This is a genomic window from Enterococcus crotali (assembly GCF_000633635.1).
Taxonomy (GTDB): domain Bacteria; phylum Bacillota; class Bacilli; order Lactobacillales; family Enterococcaceae; genus Enterococcus_L; species Enterococcus_L crotali.
Genome location: NZ_AYPQ01000007.1, coordinates 90,308 through 107,289 on the forward strand (window position 1 = coordinate 90,308; position 16,982 = coordinate 107,289).

Below are 16,982 nucleotides of genomic sequence, written 5' to 3' on the forward strand. Positions count from 1 at the left end.
TTTTTTAGAAAGGATACAAAATGAAAAATAAATGGGTGAAAGTAATAGCTGTGGTTGGTTTCTTATTAGGAAGTTTAGGAATAGTACTATTTCTAAAAAATATAAGTAATATAAAAGCTGAAGAGCAAGATATAACAATAAATGAGCAGATAGAAGACTCTGGGGATGAAGAAGAACCTTCTGAATCTATTGAAGAAACAGATGATGAAACAGAGCAATTTACAGAAGAAGAAAAAATGTTTTTCTCTGAATTAAGAAAACGAAACAGCGTGTATGGGCAAAGCTATGCTGTTGGAGGCACATTAAGACCTTCTGGAAATAGAGTTACAAGTGGTGGTTTAGGAGATTACAATACATGGATACCATCTGATTATAATTTAAGTATAAAGTTTACACCTGATACCAAAGTTGAAGGTTGGGGAGGAGTCGTTGCTACAGAGGCGCCCAATCAAAAGGTCATGCAAGTTCCTAAGAATAAACAAGGTGCATTGGGTTTATGGTACAGAAATATAGGAATGTATAATGGTGAACGGATAGATATAAAAGTAACATTGGACTCTTATACTTTGAATTTAGGGACAGGCTCACAGCCGTTTGGGGTACTTAGGTTTTTTGAAAAAGAAATGACACAGGATATTTTTGGTATTTATGATATTAGCGAAACATTTAGTTTCTATAAAAGCGGAACTTCAACTCCAATCAATGTAAAAGGGGCACTTACTTTTGGGGATATTGATTATGCAGAAGAATTAGTATTTCCGAATTTTGATACTTCAAATTGGCATAAAGCATACGTTCATCATCAAAACCAATTAGGGTACGGAATGACAGGGAACGAATTACGTTTTGTTGGTGGGGGAAAGGATGCACAGAAAGAAAATACTCCTCAAGCATTCGCCACGGGTATTTTTCAAGGAACCTCTGTCTCAATCAAATATGAGGATAAACATAGAAATGTTGTAACGAAATGGCCGACAGGTAATGGAGGGCAAGGATACACTTTTATACTAATGACGACCAATGCTCGTCCGTTTAAAACACCTGTGATAAAAAAACAGGTCAGCGATAGTAATGAAACAAAAACAACAACAAATACGCTAAATTCAAAAGAAGAAAGTTTCACTTATACTTTTGAAACTAGAATCCCTAATGAACGTAAAGAGTGGTGGTATAACTCATTTCAAATTACCGATAAATTACCCAATGGTATTGAAACAAACGGTTCTGTTGTTGTAAGAGACAGTGTGCGGAATGAAAATTTGACTTCTCAGTTCACTTCGAGTATTGATGTGAATAATAATTTGACAGTGAAGGCTATCAATACAAAGCAAGCAAATTTTTATGATAGAGTTCTTGAAGTAACTGTTCCTGTAAAGTTAAATTCAAAAATAGATTTGAATTCTTACCCAGTAATAGATGGTTTTGCACAAATAACAAATAAGGCGACCATTATTACTCAAACTTTTGATAATAGTCAGCGTAATGAAGTATCGAATACAGTGACGACAAAAGTTCCACTTGACTCTCCAAAGCCAACGATTCAAAAGAAAGTGAGAAATATAACTACTGGAGAGACCGTGTATCAAAAGAGTGCGAAAGCAAAATATGATGATGTAGTAGAGTATGAAATTGTATTGAAAAATGAAAGTACAAATGTGAATATGTCTAGTTTGAAAGATGCAGCATTTACAGATAAGTTACCAGCAGGAGTTACTTTAAAGTCGTGGTCTATAAATAATGAAGCTAAACCAAATTCAGCATGGGTAGGAAATAATCTTACTAATTATAATTATGCACCAGGAAAAAATCACGAAAGAAACAAAACATATATTATAAAAATCCAAGCGATCGTTGGTCAAGCAAATGATGGGACGGTAAGAAGAAATGAAGGATCAGTGAATGGGTCTAATTTGAAAGGAACTGTACCTATGAGTACTGCTGATATAGTCGTACTAAAACCAGAACTTAAAATAACTAAAACAGTAAATAAAGCTTCAGTTGTAAATGGAGAAGAGTTTGTATATACCATTGCGATGGAAAATGTAACTAGAGATGATACATTATACAGTTCAATGATTATTGACGATAAATTGCCAGCTGGGATTGTAGCAAAAGCAGGAACAACAACATACTCATTGAATGGTGGTACAAGTAATAAAGTTGCAGACACTTTGGTATGGAATACTTCAAGAACAGTATTAAATACAAAAGGATTACCTGACTCAACTTCCAAGTCGCCTATTATCAGCCAAAAAAAGGGGAAATTGGTAGTTAGCTTTACTGCTGTGGCTGATGCGTCCACAGTGGGGAAACCTTCTTTGGTGAATACAGCAATAGGTAGTGGAAAATATGATTTAAATAAAGTGAATCTAGTAGAAAAAGGAAAGCTCTATGATTCTTTAAAAGCAACGGCTACGTTAAGCGTGAAACAAGCAACAGGGAGCCTTCAGATCATCAAACAAGATGACACGAAAAAAAGACTAGCTGGGGCTAAATACATCGTAAAAAACGCTTCGGGCACTCAAGTAGGAAGCGGTCAAACTAACGCCACTGGTCTTTATACAGTAGCGAATTTACCAACGGGGAAATACACAGTAAGTGAAACAGCAGCCCCAACGGGGCATGTGGCGACTCCGGTGGAAGGGAATAATCGAACGATAGAAGTAGTAAGAAACCAAACGGCGACGCTAACGTTCACGAATAATCGCCAAGGACGCATAAAGATCAAGAAGCTAGATAAAGAAAGTAAAGCAGTCTTGTCAGGAGCGGAGTATCGCGTCAGCGATAGTCAAGGCAAACCAGTCATAGCGAGTATCAAAACAGGAGCGGATGGAACGGTGACAACAGGCTACTTGCCAGCAGGGAAGTACCGAGTCCAAGAAAGTGCTGCCCCGACAAACTATGAATTAGCGACGCCATCAAGCGTTGAAGTAACAGTAAAAATGGGAGAAACTACGCCAGAAGTCGTGTTTGAAAACCAACGCCAAAAAGGTAGTTTACAGATCATCAAACAAGACGACACGAAAAAAAGGCTAGCCGGAGCTAAATACATCGTAAAGAACGCTTCAGGTACTCAAGTAGGAAGTGGTCAAACTAACGCCACTGGTCTCTATACAGTAGCGAATTTACCAACGGGGAAATACACAGTAAGTGAAACAGCAGCCCCAACGGGGCATGTGGCGACACCAGTGGAAGGAAATAATCGAACGATAGAAGTAGTAAGAAACCAAACAGCGACGCTAACGTTCACGAATAATCGCCAGGGGCGCATAAAGATCAAGAAACTGGATAAAGAAAGTAAAGCAGTCTTGTCAGGAGCGGAGTATCGCATCAGCGATAGTCAAGGAAAACCAGTCATAGCGAGTATCAAAACAGGAGCGGATGGAACGGTGACAACAGGCTACTTACCAGCAGGGAAGTACCGAGTCCAAGAAAGTGCCGCTCCGACAAACTATGAATTAGCGACGCCATCAAGCGTTGAAGTAACGGTAAAAATGGGAGAAACCACGCCAGAAGTCGTGTTTGAAAACCAACGTCAAAAAGGCAGTTTACAGATCATCAAACAAGATGACACGAAAAAAAGGCTAGCCGGAGCTAAATACATCGTAAAAAACGCTTCAGGTACTCAAGTAGGAAGTGGTAAAACTAACGCCACTGGTCTCTATACAGTAGCGAATTTACCGACCGGAAAATACACCGTTCTGGAAACAGCAGCCCCAACGGGGCATGTAGCGACACCAGTGGAAGGAAATAATCGAACGATAGAAGTAGTGAGAAACCAAACAGCGACGCTAACGTTCACGAATAATCGCCAGGGGCGCATAAAGATCAAGAAACTGGATAAAGAAAGTAAAGCAGTCTTGTCAGGAGCGGAGTATCGCGTCAGCGATAGTCAAGGCAAACCAGTCATAGCGAGTATCAAAACAGGAGCGGATGGAACGGTGACAACAGGCTACTTGCCAGCAGGGAAATACCGAGTCCAAGAAAGTGCCGCCCCGACAAACTATGAATTAGCGACGCCGTCAAGCGTTGAAGTAACGGTAAAAATGGGAGAAACCACGCCAGAAGTCGTGTTTGAAAACCAACGCCAAAAAGGTAGACTCCAAATAATCAAGCAAGATGATACGAAAAAGAGACTAGCTGGGGCCGAATACATCGTAAAAAATGCTTCTGGAACCCAAGTAGGAAGAGGAGAAACCAACGCCGTTGGCGTCTATACAGTATGGAATTTACCAACGGGGAAATACACGGTAAGTGAAACAACGGCCCCAACGGGGCATGTGGCGACTCCCGTGGAAGGAAATAATAGATCCATTGATATAGTTAAAGATCAAACAGCGACGCTAACGTTCACGAATAATCGCCAAGGACGCATAAAGATCAAGAAACTAGATAAAGAAAGTAAAGCAGTCTTGTCAGGAGCGGAGTATCGCGTCAGCGACAGCCAAGGCAAACCAGTCATAGCGAGCATCAAAACAGGAGCGGATGGAACGGTGATAACAGGCTACTTGCCAGCAGGGAAGTACCGAGTCCAAGAAAGTGCTGCGCCGACAAACTATGAATTAGCGACGCCATCAAGCGTTGAAGTAACRGTAAAAATGGGAGAAACKACSCCAGARGTCGTGTTTGAAAACCAACGTCAAAAAGGCAGTTTACAGATCATCAAACAAGATGACACGAAAAAAAGACTAGCTGGGGCTAAATACATCGTAAAGAACGCATCAGGCACTCAAGTAGGAAGTGGTCAAACTAATGCCAATGGTCTCTATACAGTGGCAAACTTGCCGACTGGAAAATATACCGTTATGGAAACAGCGGCCCCAACGGGGCACGTGGCAACCCCCGTGGAAGGAAATAATCGAACGATAGAAGTAGTAAGAAACCAAACRGCGACGYTAACGTTCACGAATAATCGCCAGGGGCGTATAAAAATCAAGAAACTGGATAAAGAAAGTAAAGCAGTCTTGTCAGGAGCGGAGTATCGCGTCAGCGATAGTCAAGGCAAACCAGTCATAGCGAGTATCAAAACAGGAGCGGATGGAACGGTGACAACAGGCTACTTGCCAGCAGGGAAATACCGAGTCCAAGAAAGTGCCGCCCCAACAAACTATGAATTAGCGACGCCGTCAAGCGTTGAAGTAACGGTAAAAATGGGAGAAACCACGCCAGAAGTCGTGTTTGAAAACCAACGCCAAAAAGGTAGTTTACAGATCATCAAACAAGATGATACAAAAAAAAGGTTGGCTAACGCCCAATATATCGTAAAAAATGCATCAGGAATACAAGTAGGAAGTGGTAAAACCAACGCTAATGGTCTATATACAGTGGCAAACTTACCAACTGGAAAATATACCGTTATGGAAACCGCTGCCCCAGCAGGTCATGTTGGAACACCTGTAGAAGGAAATAATCGATCCATTGATATAGTCAAAAATCAAACAGCGACCCTAACATTCACCAATAATCGCCAGGGAAAGATCTCCATTCATAAAATCGATAAAGAAAGCAAAGCAGCCTTAGCTGGAGCAGAGTATAGTATTTTTGATAGTACAGGTAAAGAAGTACAAAAAAAATTACAAACGAATAGTAACGGTTGGGTAACGAGTGCCTTTCTCACAGCAGGAGAATACAAGATAATCGAAACTGCTGCCCCGACAAATTATGAATTGGCATCGCCATCAAGTAAGACGATCAACCTAAAAATGAGTGACAATCCTCAAATTGTAGAGTTTGAAAATGTGCGTCAAAAAGGCGGACTACAGATCATCAAAGTAGATGAAGAAAACAAAGAACGAAAATTAAAAGGAGCTGTTTTTGATATAGCGAGTGATGAGAAAGGAATAAACATCCTATACAGAAACCAAAAAACTGATTCAGAAGGTAAAATATCGATTCCAACTATTGCAACTGGCACGTATTATATCCGAGAAACAGCTCCCCCAGCTGGCTATCAGATCATAAAAAAAGGTTGGATACCATTAACTGTGGTTCAAGGAAAAACAACAATATATCAAGTCGAGAATAGACCTATCAGGCTTCACTTACGACAAGTTGTACTAAATCAGAATGAAGCTTTAGTCATTCCTAGCTCAGGCTATTTCAAGTTGGATCAATTTAAAAATTCTGGCAATACAATAAACACGTATCAATTGGTAACTGGTTCAACTATAAAGAATAAACCAACAGAGATTACAAAAGAACTTTTTACAACAGTAAACATTCCTGTTGGAGTGGATAAACTTCAGATTATTGATTTGATACCAGAATATTATACGTATCAAGGAGCTATTGCAACAATAGATGATATTAATCTTGGAGAAAAACACTCTTTTGATAATTCTTCTGAAATAGAAAAAAATAATCCTATTACAGTAGATTATAGTAAATCGAGTGAATATTGGGTAACTGTTTTTATCGAGCCAAAAATGGGAACCACCTCTAGCGAGGAAAAAGAGAAAGAACCTCGACCGTATAGTTGGGACTATAAAACAAATGAGCTAGGTCGTTTGACTCAAGTGAAATAGGAGGAACTTAAATGAAAAAGAAACTAACAGGATTTGCAATTCTTGCATGTTCTATACTGCTGGCTGGATGTAGTTCAAATACTGAGAGTGAATCAAAGGGAAAAAAAGACAATCAGGAAAAAACTGAAAAGAAAGAAGTATCAGAAAATAATTATGCTTCAGCCGATAATTCATTTACTGTAAACAATGAAAATTTTGTTACACCAGACTTTGAAGCAAAGTTGACAGGATCAAATGTTGTTCAAGGAGATGATAATATAACTTATCTTGTCGTCCTTTATACCTTTACGAATAAAACGAATGTCTTTAAAACAGGTCAAGAGGTATTTGAAAAGTATTTGTTAGCGAATCAGGCATCAAATAAAGACAATATGGAGACGTTATTTATAGAGCATCCTGAAATTAGTGAACAGATTAAAAAGCTTTCGGATGAATCTACAAAGGAGCAAGAACAAGGGCAAGCAGTTCCGATGGCCACTGTCTATAAAACAGTTTCAGATAAAGACCTGAGATTAGATTTTTTAGATGCCGAAGGATCAACAATAGTATCAAAAAATTATTTAATCAAGTTAGATTAGTTGGGCTTATTCATTAGAGAAGGAAAAACTCATAGAAATAAGCGATAGAATAAAAATGAACGACTTATAACTAACTCCTGCTCATATCAATGACAGACGTTTAGCTATAAGTCGTTCATTTATTGCGTTTTCTCACTAAAAAGAATCTTTGAACATCAAAAAACATTCTTATTTAGCTTAAAAAGTCATCTTTTCTATTCGATCAAAAGCTTCTTTCAAAATTTGAATATCTTGTGTCGCTGCTAGACGTACATATTCATCACCTGTCGTCTCACCGAAAGCTTTTCCAGGAATCATCAATACATTAGTTTCTTTCAAGACTTTCTCAACAAAAGGGACAGAGGTAAGACCTGTTTTAGAAATATTAATGAAGGCATACATACTGCCTTTGACGGGGTGAAGTGAAAGAAACGGAATAGTAGAAATTCGTTGTTCAAGATATTCCAGTCGTTCTTTAAAGACAGTAACCACAGTAGGTACTAGGGATTCAGCATGGGTTAAAGCGTAGATACCTGCTTGTTGAGAAGGGCTAGGCGCTGAGTAGGTAATACTCTCATTGATCAATTTGGCCGCATCGTTGATATAATCAGGCGCAATCATATAGCCAATTCGCCAACCAGTCATCGCAAAGGCTTTTGAGAAGCTGCTGAATGTGATTGTGTTGTCAGGAGCAAAAGTTGCCATTGGTACAAAGTCATCATAGAAGCAGAAGGCTTCGTATACTTCATCAGAAAGAATATAAAAATTATGTTTGATCGCCAAATCAGCAATTGCTTTAAACGTTTCAGGAGAAAAAACAGCACCGGTCGGGTTGTTAGGTGAATTGATAATAAGCGCTTTTGTTTTATCTGTAATAGCTGCTTTCAATACATCGATATTGATTTGAAAACCATCTTCTTCATAAGTTGGGATAAATACTGGTTTGCCACCAGCAAAAATCACTTGGTCTTTATAAGGTGAGAAGTACGGTTCGTGAATGATAACTTCATCTTCTGGATCTAATAGAACTTGTAACGTTAAATACATGCCATGTAAGGCACCAACAGTTGCCCGAACTTGGTTAGGTTCAAAGGATAATCCATATTGTTTTTGATAAAAGGCAACGACTGTATCGATAAATTCCTGACTGCCACCAGAAGCAGTGTATTTAGTATGCCCATTTTTGACATCCGTAAAAGCGGCATCAATGATTCTTTCGTTAGTAATCAAATCTGGATCACCAATCGATAAATCCAGTAAATCTGGTACTTGTTTCGCTAAGGTAGCAATGTCCATTAAGATATTCTCAGCGGGTTGTTGATGTTTTTTTGCAATGTTTGAACGATCCATGTTTTTACCTCCAATTACTTGTTGCTTTATTCATTCTATACTATTTTTTAAGAGGACAAAGCAAGTTTGTTTATACTTGTTTTGTCCTCTTTCGATTTTTATAAAACTTTTCTTAAAAAGTCCTGCGTTCTTGGGTTTTTCGGTTGACCAAAGATCTCTTCAGGGGTTCCTTCTTCTTGAATGATGCCAGCATCCATGAAAATCACACGATCGGCAACTTCACGAGCGAAGCCCATTTCATGTGTTACAACGACCATCGTCATCCCTTCAACTGCTAAAGCTTTCATAACTGCTAAAACTTCACCGACCATTTCCGGATCTAGTGCAGATGTTGGCTCATCGAAGAGCATCACATCAGGATTCATTGCTAAGGCACGTGCAATTGCTACCCGTTGTTGCTGTCCGCCAGATAAACTGGAAGGATAACTAGAAGCTTTATCTTTTAAGCCAACTTGTTCTAACAGAGCTAGCGCTTTTTCTTTTGCAGCGTCGGTTGTTTCTTTTTTGACTTTGATTGGACTGATCGTTAAATTATCTAAAACTGTTTTGTGAGGAAATAGATTGAAATTTTGAAATACCATACCCATTTTTTGGCGAAGAGCATCGATATCTGTATCTTTATCCAATAAATTTTTACCTTCAAATTCGATCGTTCCGTCTGTTGGTTGTTCTAATAAGTTTAAGCAACGCAAGAAGGTACTTTTTCCGCTGCCAGAAGGGCCGATGATTACGACTACTTCTCCAGCTTTTACATCTAAGTCAATACCTTTTAAGACTTCATTTTTTCCGAAAGTTTTGTGTAAGTTTTTTATATTAATCACTAGTGCTCATTCTCCTTTCAGCAACACCTAACAGGCGAGAAATAGTAAAGGTTAAAACAAAGTAAATCAATGATACCACAAGATATGGTAAGAATGGTTTAAAGCTAGCTCCTTGAACATTGCCAGCTTGGAAGATCAATTCCGAAACTCCAATAACTGAAACGACAGAAGATTCTTTGATGACCGTTACAAACTCATTACCTAAAGCAGGTAAGATATTCTTGATTGCTTGTGGCAAAATAATGTAACGCATTGCTTGTGGTTGATTCATACCAAGAGAACGAGCGGCTTCTAATTGTCCTTTGTTCACCGCATTGATTCCAGCACGAACGATTTCAGCCACATAAGCACCACTATTCAATGCGAGAGCGATACAACCAGCAGCGATTTTCGATAAATCAAGACCTAGAACACCTGTACCGAAATAGACGATAAAGATTTGTACTAATAGAGGTGTACCACGAACATATTCGATATAGCAAATAGCGATACCACGCAAAATCTTTGATTTAGACAACTTCATCAAGGCCAATAAACCACCAAGAATCGCGCCAAACAATACGCCCATAAAGGCTAAGAAAATCGTATAACCAGCACCGCTGATATAAAATTTTCCGTATTTTCCAAGGAAGCTTTCATCGTCTGTAAACATTAATTTACCCGCTTCTTTTTTATAACCATCTAATAAATTATTGTCATTGATCGTTTTGATCGAAGCGTTGACTTTTTGTTCTAAAATAGGGGCATTTTTAGGAATCGCAACAGCAGCATCTTTTTGACCTTGTTCAAATGAAACGTCTGCAAATGTTAATTCTTGATCACGATCAACATAAGCTTCAGCAACAGGACCTTCCAAAACAGCGGCATCCACTTTTTTATTTTTTAAGTTCATGATGATGTCTGGTACTTTTTGTAAAGAAGTTGGAATTGAACCAACAAGTTCTGTTTTCGCCAATTCCTCTTGTGTCGTTTGTTTTTGAACGCCAACTTTTACACCATCAAAATCCTTTGTTGATTGAAATTGATCTTTGTCTGCTTTTCTAACGACAACTTTTTGTTGAACCGTCATATAAGGAGTCGAAAAATTAACTTCTTGTAGTCGTTCAGGTGTTGGTGCCATACCTGAAATGATCAAATCGATTTTGCCTGTTTTCAATGCACCTAATAATGCATCAAAACCCAATTCTTCGATTTTTAATTTCACGCCAAGATCATCTGCAATTTTTTGTGCAATCGAGATATCAAAACCAACGACTTGGTCTTTACCATCAACATCTGCGTGAAACTCATACGGCGCATAGTCCGCTGATAAACCGACAATAAGTTCTCCTCGTTTCATGATGCTGTCATAGACAGGATCTGGTTCTTCTGCGCTTACTGTAGCTACAGGGATAAAAGTGAGTAGTACCAGCAATACGGGAATGATAAGTGCTAAAGTTTTTTTACATAATTTCATTTGTTCTTCTCCTTTATAATAGAATGATAACAGTTGAGTAAGTACAACTGCTTATTTTTTCAATAAATATTCTAAAAAACATGAATAAATGTATAAAAATTTATTGTTTTTGGATGTGTTTTATCATATCATAGATTAAGGGAAAGGAAAAGTGAATTTTATCAAAGAATTTACGAAAGTTCACTTTTGCATAAAAATTAGTAAAAAATGAAAGGTCGAGAAGAATGAATCAATCATTGATAGTAAGAGGAGCACCGCAAGAGTATGAATGCCGAGTTGGTGCGTGGGATGATTTAGAGGAACATTTAAATAGAAGAAAAATCAAACGAGTAATGGTTTTACATGGGAAAGAGTCATGGGAAGCAGCGAAACCCTATTTTCCTACACTAGTGAATATAGATGCACATTTCGTTTATTATGGTGGAGAATGTACAGATGAGAAGACGCTGGAATTAAAAAGCTTATTTGAGCAAGAACAACTAGAAGGAATTATAGCTGTCGGCGGTGGGAAAATTGCGGATTTGGGGAAAGCTGTTGCTGATCAATGCAGCACACCGATTTTGATTTTACCAACCTTAGCTGCGACGTGTGCTGCGTATACACCACTGAGTGTGATTTATAATAAGGATGGCTCAATGGATCGCTATGATGTATTTGCTCGAAGTAATGCGCTAGTTTTAATTGAACCTAAAGTTATTTTGGATTCACCGATCGAGCTGATGATTGCAGGAATCGGAGATACTGTGGCTAAATGGTACGAAGCAGATGCGATGATCTCGCAATTAGCGGTACAGCCGATTGAAATCCAAGTGTCCGCATTTGCCGCGAAAAAATGTAGAGATGTTTTACTTGCAGATAGCCAAGAAGCGCTTAGTGCCATCAAGAAAAAAGAAATCAATCAAGCCTTTTTAAATGTTATAGAAACGAATATTTTACTTGGCGGAATGGTTGGCGGATTCGGTGATGACTATGGTCGAACGTCCGGGGCCCATTCAATTCATGATGCGTTGACTATTTTACCAGAGAGCCACCACCAACTTCATGGCAATAAAGTTGCGTATGGTGTTTTGGTTCAGTTAGTGATCGAAAATAAATGGTCGGAAATCGAGAAACTCATTCCGTTTTACCACAGTTTAGATTTACCAATTTCTTTAAAAGAAATGAAGATGGATTTATCAGAGGATGATTATCAGCGTGTTGCTGAACGTGCTGCTGAGCCGCATGAAACTATTCATTATATGAAAGAAAAGATTACACCAGAAATTGTCAAAACAGCAATGATCGAACTTGAAGAGGCGATGAGCAGTAGATAAGTGAAGCTGAAAAAAATAAAAGAACTGGAGACCGAAGACGTTGAACTCGTATCTCCAGTTTTTATTGTCTAAGGATATCCTAAAGAAAGCCTGTAAAACCTTGCAAATACAAACAAAAAAAAGTATGATGAGGAAAGTGTAAATTTACAAAAGAAAGTAGGAGAATGAATGACAGAACCAGCCATTCGTTATCGTTTAATAAAGAAAGAAAAACATACTGGTGCCCGTTTAGGAGAAATCATCACACCTCACGGAACATTTCCAACACCAATGTTTATGCCTGTAGGAACGTTAGCGACAGTAAAAACAATGTCACCAGAAGATTTGAAAGAGATGGGAGCCGGGGTGATTCTAAGCAATACCTATCATTTATGGCTTCGACCTGGAGACGATTTGATTGCAGAAGCAGGTGGCTTACATAAATTTATGAATTGGGACCAACCGATTTTAACAGATTCTGGTGGTTTTCAAGTATTCTCATTAAGTGATATGCGTAAAATCACTGAAGAAGGTGTTCATTTTAGACATCATCTGAATGGATCTAAACTGTTCCTTTCACCAGAAAAAGCAATCAACATTCAAAATAATCTAGGCTCTGATATTATGATGAGTTTTGATGAGTGCCCGCCGTTTGATGAAAGCTATGATTATGTGAAGAAATCGATCGAGCGTACTTCACGCTGGGCAGAACGTGGGTTAAAAGCTCATGCTAATCCAGACCGTCAAGGCTTATTTGGAATCATTCAAGGTGCTGGATATGAAGATCTACGCCGTCAAAGCGCAAAAGATTTGATCAGTATGGATTTTCCAGGCTATTCTATTGGTGGCTTATCAGTTGGTGAACCTAAAGCTGAAATGAACCGTGTGCTAGATTTTACAACACCGTTGATTCCTGATAATAAACCAAGATATCTAATGGGTGTAGGAACTGCGGATTCATTGATCGATGGGGTGATTCGTGGGATCGATATGTTTGACTGTGTCTTGCCAACTCGAATTGCTAGAAATGGAACGTGTATGACTTCAAAAGGTCGTCTGGTTGTTAAAAATGCGCAGTATGCAAGAGATTTCCGTCCATTGGATGAGAAATGTGATTGCTATACATGTAAAAACTATACTCGAGCGTATATTCGCCACTTGATCAAAGCGGATGAAACATTTGGGATTCGTTTAACGTCTTACCATAATTTATACTTCCTATTGAATCTGATGAAACAAGTTCGTCAAGCAATCATGGATGATAATTTACTAGAATTTAGACAAGCCTTTTTTGAAGAATATGGCTTCAATAAAGAGAATGCGAAAAGTTTCTAAAAAAATGATCAAAAGACTAGTGTTGTACAAGAAATTTTGTTACAGTAAACTAGTGATTATACGATAGAGAGGTGAATAGATAATGGGCGGAGGACTTTCGTTTATTTTACCATTAATTCTTTTAGCGGGAATGATGTTTTTTATGACACGTTCGCAAAAGAAACAACAAAATGAACGTCAAACACTTTTAGATGCAATGAAAGTGGGCGATGGAGTTGTAACGATCGGTGGTTTACACGGCGTGATTTCTGAAATTGACACTGACAAGAGAACTGTATTGATCGATTGTGAAGGAATTATCCTTGAATTTGATCGTGCAGCGATCAAAACAGTGAAACCAGGAACAGTTGTTACAAATGACAATGATGTAACTGTAGTTGAAGCAGAGGAAACAATTGTTGAAGAACCAACAACTTCTGAAAACGATGAAACGAAAGAATAAATTCCAGCTTGCTGGGATTTTTTCTTTCTAACCTATCAGGAAAATATACATAGATCATTCTTCAGAAAGAAGGGGAGAGCCATCGAAAAGCTGTCGTGGCATCAAAAGTTCTTATTAAAAAAAGAATTAAAGACGAAGTGCCGATCTTTTCAGCAACTGGGGTATTCATCTGTCAACGAGACGGAATTGATGAATTATCTGGTTTCTTATCGTTGGAAAAAGCAATCTCCAGCATCGATCAAAAAGTGCAAGGAAGATATTCTACATATTGAGCCAAATGAATTTTTTGATTATCAACAATTACTTGCGCAAACAAGTAGTTTAAAGATCAAAGATTGGCATGATTTAACGGACCTATTCTAATAGTGAATAGGTCCTTTTTTTCTTTTTGTAAGATAGAAAGCGCTTGTTTGTGTTTTGGAGAAAAAAAATTATTTAAATGTGAAAAAAATCACAATAAAACTATTTACAAGGAAAAAATAATGTTGTATGATGTGTATGTGAAATAGTTAACAAACAAAAATAAATAACTTATTTTTCTAGGAGGATCACAATGGCTAAAACAATGAAGAAAGAAGATACTAAAACAACTGATGTATCAGCAATGATCGACGAGTTAGCAAAAAAAGCAAATGTTGCTTTAAAAGAAATGGAAGACTTCGATCAAGAAAAAGTTGACCATATTGTGCACCAAATGGCAATGGCTGCTTTAGATCAACATATGCCTCTAGCAAAAATGGCTGTTGAAGAAACTGGCCGCGGAATTTATGAAGATAAAGCAATTAAAAATATGTATGCCTCTGAATATATCTGGAACAGCATTAAACACGATAAAACAGTCGGAGTTATCAATAAAGATGATCAAACTGGCTTGATTGAAATCGCTGAACCAGTTGGAGTGGTTTGTGGTGTTACACCAACAACAAACCCAACATCAACAACAATCTTTAAAGCATTGATCTCAATCAAAACACGTAACCCGATCGTCTTTGCTTTCCATCCAAGTGCACAAAAATGTTCTGCAGAAGCAGCTCGTATCGTTCGTGATGCGGCAATCAAAGCAGGTGCTCCTGAAAACTGTGTTCAATGGATCGAACAACCTTCATTGGAAGCTACATCAGGTTTGATGAATCATCCTGGAATCGCCATTGTTTTAGCCACTGGTGGTGCCGGCATGGTAAAATCAGCGTACTCAACTGGTAAACCAGCTTTAGGTGTTGGACCAGGTAACGTTCCTTCATATATTGAAAAAACAGCAAAAATCAAACGTGCAGTTAACGATTTGATTGTTTCTAAATCATTCGATAATGGTATGATCTGTGCTTCTGAACAAGCTGTGATCGTAGACAAAGAAGTTTATGCAGCTGTAAAAGCAGAATTTGAAGCACATCAAGTATACTTCGTTAAACCAAACGAATTACAAAAATTAGAAGATGCTGTGATGAATGAAGGCAAATATGCAGTTAATCCAGCAATCGTTGGGTACTCAGCTGAACATATCGCTGACTTAGCAGGAATCAAAGTACCAAAAGGAACAAAAATTCTAATTGCTGAACTTGAAGGTGCAGGAGCTGAATATCCACTTTCTCGTGAAAAATTATCTCCAGTATTAGCGATGATGAAAGCGAAAAATACAGATCACGCATTTGATTTATGTGAAGCAATGCTTGAATTAGGTGGTTTAGGTCATACTGCTGTGATCCATACAGAAGATGAAGATCTACAAGTGAAATTTGGTTTACGCATGAAAGCTTGCCGTATCTTAGTGAACTCTCCATCAGCAGAAGGTGGAATCGGTAATATCTATAACGAAATGATTCCTTCATTAACATTAGGTTGCGGATCTTACGGTAAAAACTCAGTCTCTAAAAACGTATCTGCTGTAAACTTGATCAATGTCAAAACTGTAGCGAAACGGAGAAATAATATGCAATGGTTTAAATTACCGCCAAAAATTTTCTTTGAAAAAAATTCATTACAATATCTACAAAAAATGGAAAATGTTGAACGTGTGATGATCGTCTGTGATCCAGGAATGGTTCAATTTGGCTATGCTGATACAGTTCGTAAAGAATTACAAAAACGTAAAAACGACGTTCAAATCGAAGTATTCTCAGCTGTAGAACCAAATCCATCTACAAACACAGTTTACGCTGGAACAAAAGTCATGGTTGATTTTGAACCAGATACAATCATCGCTTTAGGTGGCGGATCTGCAATGGACGCGGCTAAAGGCATGTGGATGTTCTATGAACACCCAGATACAGAATTCTTTGGCGCGAAACAAAAATTCTTAGATATCCGTAAACGTACGTACAAAATTGAAAAAGCAGTTAAAACACAATTCGTATGTATTCCAACAACATCAGGTACGGGATCAGAAGTAACACCATTTGCGGTTATTACAGATAGTGAAACTCATGTAAAATATCCATTAGCTGATTACGCATTGACGCCAGATGTTGCGATCATCGATCCTCAATTTGTGATGTCAGTTCCAGCTTCTGTAACAGCGGATACAGGTATGGATGTATTAACACATGCAATCGAGTCTTATGTTTCAGTAATGGCTTCTGATTACACCCGTGGATTAAGTTTACAAGCAATCAAATTAGTCTTTGAACACTTAGAAAACTCAGTGAAACGTCCAGATGCAGAAAGTCGTGAAAAAATGCATAACGCATCAACAATGGCTGGTATGGCTTTTGCCAACGCATTCTTGGGAATTTGTCACTCAGTCGCACATAAAATTGGTGGAGAATATGGGATTCCTCACGGACGTACTAATGCGATTTTATTGCCGCATATCATCCGTTACAATGCCAAAGATCCTTCAAAACATGCAATGTTCCCTAAATATGACTACTTCCGTGCAGACACAGATTACGCTGATATTGCGAAATTCTTAGGTCTTAAAGGAAAAAATACAGCAGAATTAGTGGATGCATTAGCAACAGCTGTTTATGATTTAGGTGTATCTGTTGGAATCGATATGAACTTGAAAGCACAAGGTGTTACACAAGAAATTCTTGATTCTACAGTTGATCACATGGCAGAACTTGCTTATGAAGATCAATGTACTACAGCAAATCCAAAAGAACCATTGATCAGTGAATTAAAACAAATCATCATTGATGCCTATAATGGTTAATTGAATAAATGAAGAAGAGCGGCGTAAAAGTTGCTCTTCTTTTTTCTATTTAGG

General features: G+C 38.1%; 10 protein-coding genes. 7 read left to right on the forward strand and 3 right to left on the reverse strand.

Translation table 11 applies throughout. The features are described 5' to 3' along the window. The first annotated feature begins 20 nt into the window (after positions 1 to 20). A complete protein-coding gene (locus tag V192_RS0115335) occupies positions 21 to 6,524 on the forward strand; it encodes a SpaA isopeptide-forming pilin-related protein (protein ID WP_025873217.1) in 6,504 nt (2,167 codons plus the stop codon). 11 nt (positions 6,525 to 6,535) lie between these two features. Further along, the gene (locus tag V192_RS0115340) at positions 6,536 to 7,102 is read left to right on the forward strand and encodes a DUF5067 domain-containing protein (RefSeq protein WP_025873218.1); all 567 of its coding nucleotides are present in this window, start codon (positions 6,536 to 6,538) and stop codon (positions 7,100 to 7,102) included. A gap of 177 nt (positions 7,103 to 7,279) precedes the next feature. Here the strand turns inward: V192_RS0115340 and V192_RS0115345 are convergent, their stop codons facing one another. The 3 genes from V192_RS0115345 to V192_RS0115355 form a co-directional block, all read right to left on the reverse strand. Then, positions 7,280 to 8,431, reverse strand: coding sequence for a pyridoxal phosphate-dependent aminotransferase (locus V192_RS0115345; protein WP_025873219.1), 1,152 nt, complete (start codon positions 8,429 to 8,431; stop codon positions 7,280 to 7,282). 98 nt (positions 8,432 to 8,529) lie between these two features. Continuing rightward, the gene (locus V192_RS0115350) at positions 8,530 to 9,252 is read right to left on the reverse strand and encodes an amino acid ABC transporter ATP-binding protein (RefSeq protein ID WP_025873220.1); all 723 of its coding nucleotides are present in this window, start codon (positions 9,250 to 9,252) and stop codon (positions 8,530 to 8,532) included. Next, positions 9,245 to 10,708 carry an ABC transporter substrate-binding protein/permease gene (locus V192_RS0115355; RefSeq protein ID WP_025873221.1) on the reverse strand — a complete coding sequence of 488 codons (1,464 nt, stop codon included), beginning with the start codon at positions 10,706 to 10,708 and terminating at the stop codon, positions 9,245 to 9,247. Before V192_RS0115355 ends, V192_RS0115350 begins: the two co-directional genes overlap by 8 nt. A 224-nt stretch (positions 10,709 to 10,932) precedes the next feature. Here V192_RS0115355 and V192_RS0115360 point away from each other — a divergent pair, with 224 nt between their 5' ends. The 5 genes from V192_RS0115360 (at position 10,933) to adhE (ending at position 16,928) form a co-directional block, all read left to right on the forward strand. After that, the gene (locus tag V192_RS0115360) at positions 10,933 to 12,021 is read left to right on the forward strand and encodes an iron-containing alcohol dehydrogenase family protein (RefSeq protein WP_025873222.1); all 1,089 of its coding nucleotides are present in this window, start codon (positions 10,933 to 10,935) and stop codon (positions 12,019 to 12,021) included. A gap of 168 nt (positions 12,022 to 12,189) precedes the next feature. Then, the gene (gene tgt / locus V192_RS0115365) at positions 12,190 to 13,335 is read left to right on the forward strand and encodes a tRNA guanosine(34) transglycosylase Tgt (protein ID WP_025873223.1); all 1,146 of its coding nucleotides are present in this window, start codon (positions 12,190 to 12,192) and stop codon (positions 13,333 to 13,335) included. 82 nt (positions 13,336 to 13,417) lie between these two features. Further along, positions 13,418 to 13,777: a preprotein translocase subunit YajC gene (yajC, locus tag V192_RS0115370; RefSeq protein ID WP_025873224.1), complete on the forward strand. Its 360-nt coding sequence runs from the start codon at positions 13,418 to 13,420 to the stop codon at positions 13,775 to 13,777. 156 nt (positions 13,778 to 13,933) lie between these two features. Then, positions 13,934 to 14,140 (forward strand): post-transcriptional regulator, encoded by a 207-nt coding sequence (locus V192_RS0115375; RefSeq protein WP_239644717.1) that lies wholly within the window; start codon positions 13,934 to 13,936, stop codon positions 14,138 to 14,140. Positions 14,141 to 14,330: 190 nt separating this feature from the next. Continuing rightward, positions 14,331 to 16,928 (forward strand): bifunctional acetaldehyde-CoA/alcohol dehydrogenase, encoded by a 2,598-nt coding sequence (gene adhE / locus V192_RS0115380; protein ID WP_025873226.1) that lies wholly within the window; start codon positions 14,331 to 14,333, stop codon positions 16,926 to 16,928. The last annotated feature ends 54 nt before the right edge of the window (positions 16,929 to 16,982 follow it).

What these genes read in the sequence shown, in the direction of transcription:
- V192_RS0115340 (WP_025873218.1), top strand. Translation starts at nt 6,536, where the DNA reads ATGAAAAAGAAACTAACAGGATTTGCAATTCTTGCATGTTCTATACTG.
- V192_RS0115345 (WP_025873219.1), bottom strand. Translation starts at nt 8,431, where the DNA reads ATGGATCGTTCAAACATTGCAAAAAAACATCAACAACCCGCTGAGAAT.
- V192_RS0115355 (WP_025873221.1), bottom strand. Translation starts at nt 10,708, where the DNA reads ATGAAATTATGTAAAAAAACTTTAGCACTTATCATTCCCGTATTGCTG.
- V192_RS0115360 (WP_025873222.1), top strand. Translation starts at nt 10,933, where the DNA reads ATGAATCAATCATTGATAGTAAGAGGAGCACCGCAAGAGTATGAATGC.
- tgt (WP_025873223.1), top strand. Translation starts at nt 12,190, where the DNA reads ATGACAGAACCAGCCATTCGTTATCGTTTAATAAAGAAAGAAAAACAT.
- yajC (WP_025873224.1), top strand. Translation starts at nt 13,418, where the DNA reads ATGGGCGGAGGACTTTCGTTTATTTTACCATTAATTCTTTTAGCGGGA.
- adhE (WP_025873226.1), top strand. Translation starts at nt 14,331, where the DNA reads ATGGCTAAAACAATGAAGAAAGAAGATACTAAAACAACTGATGTATCA.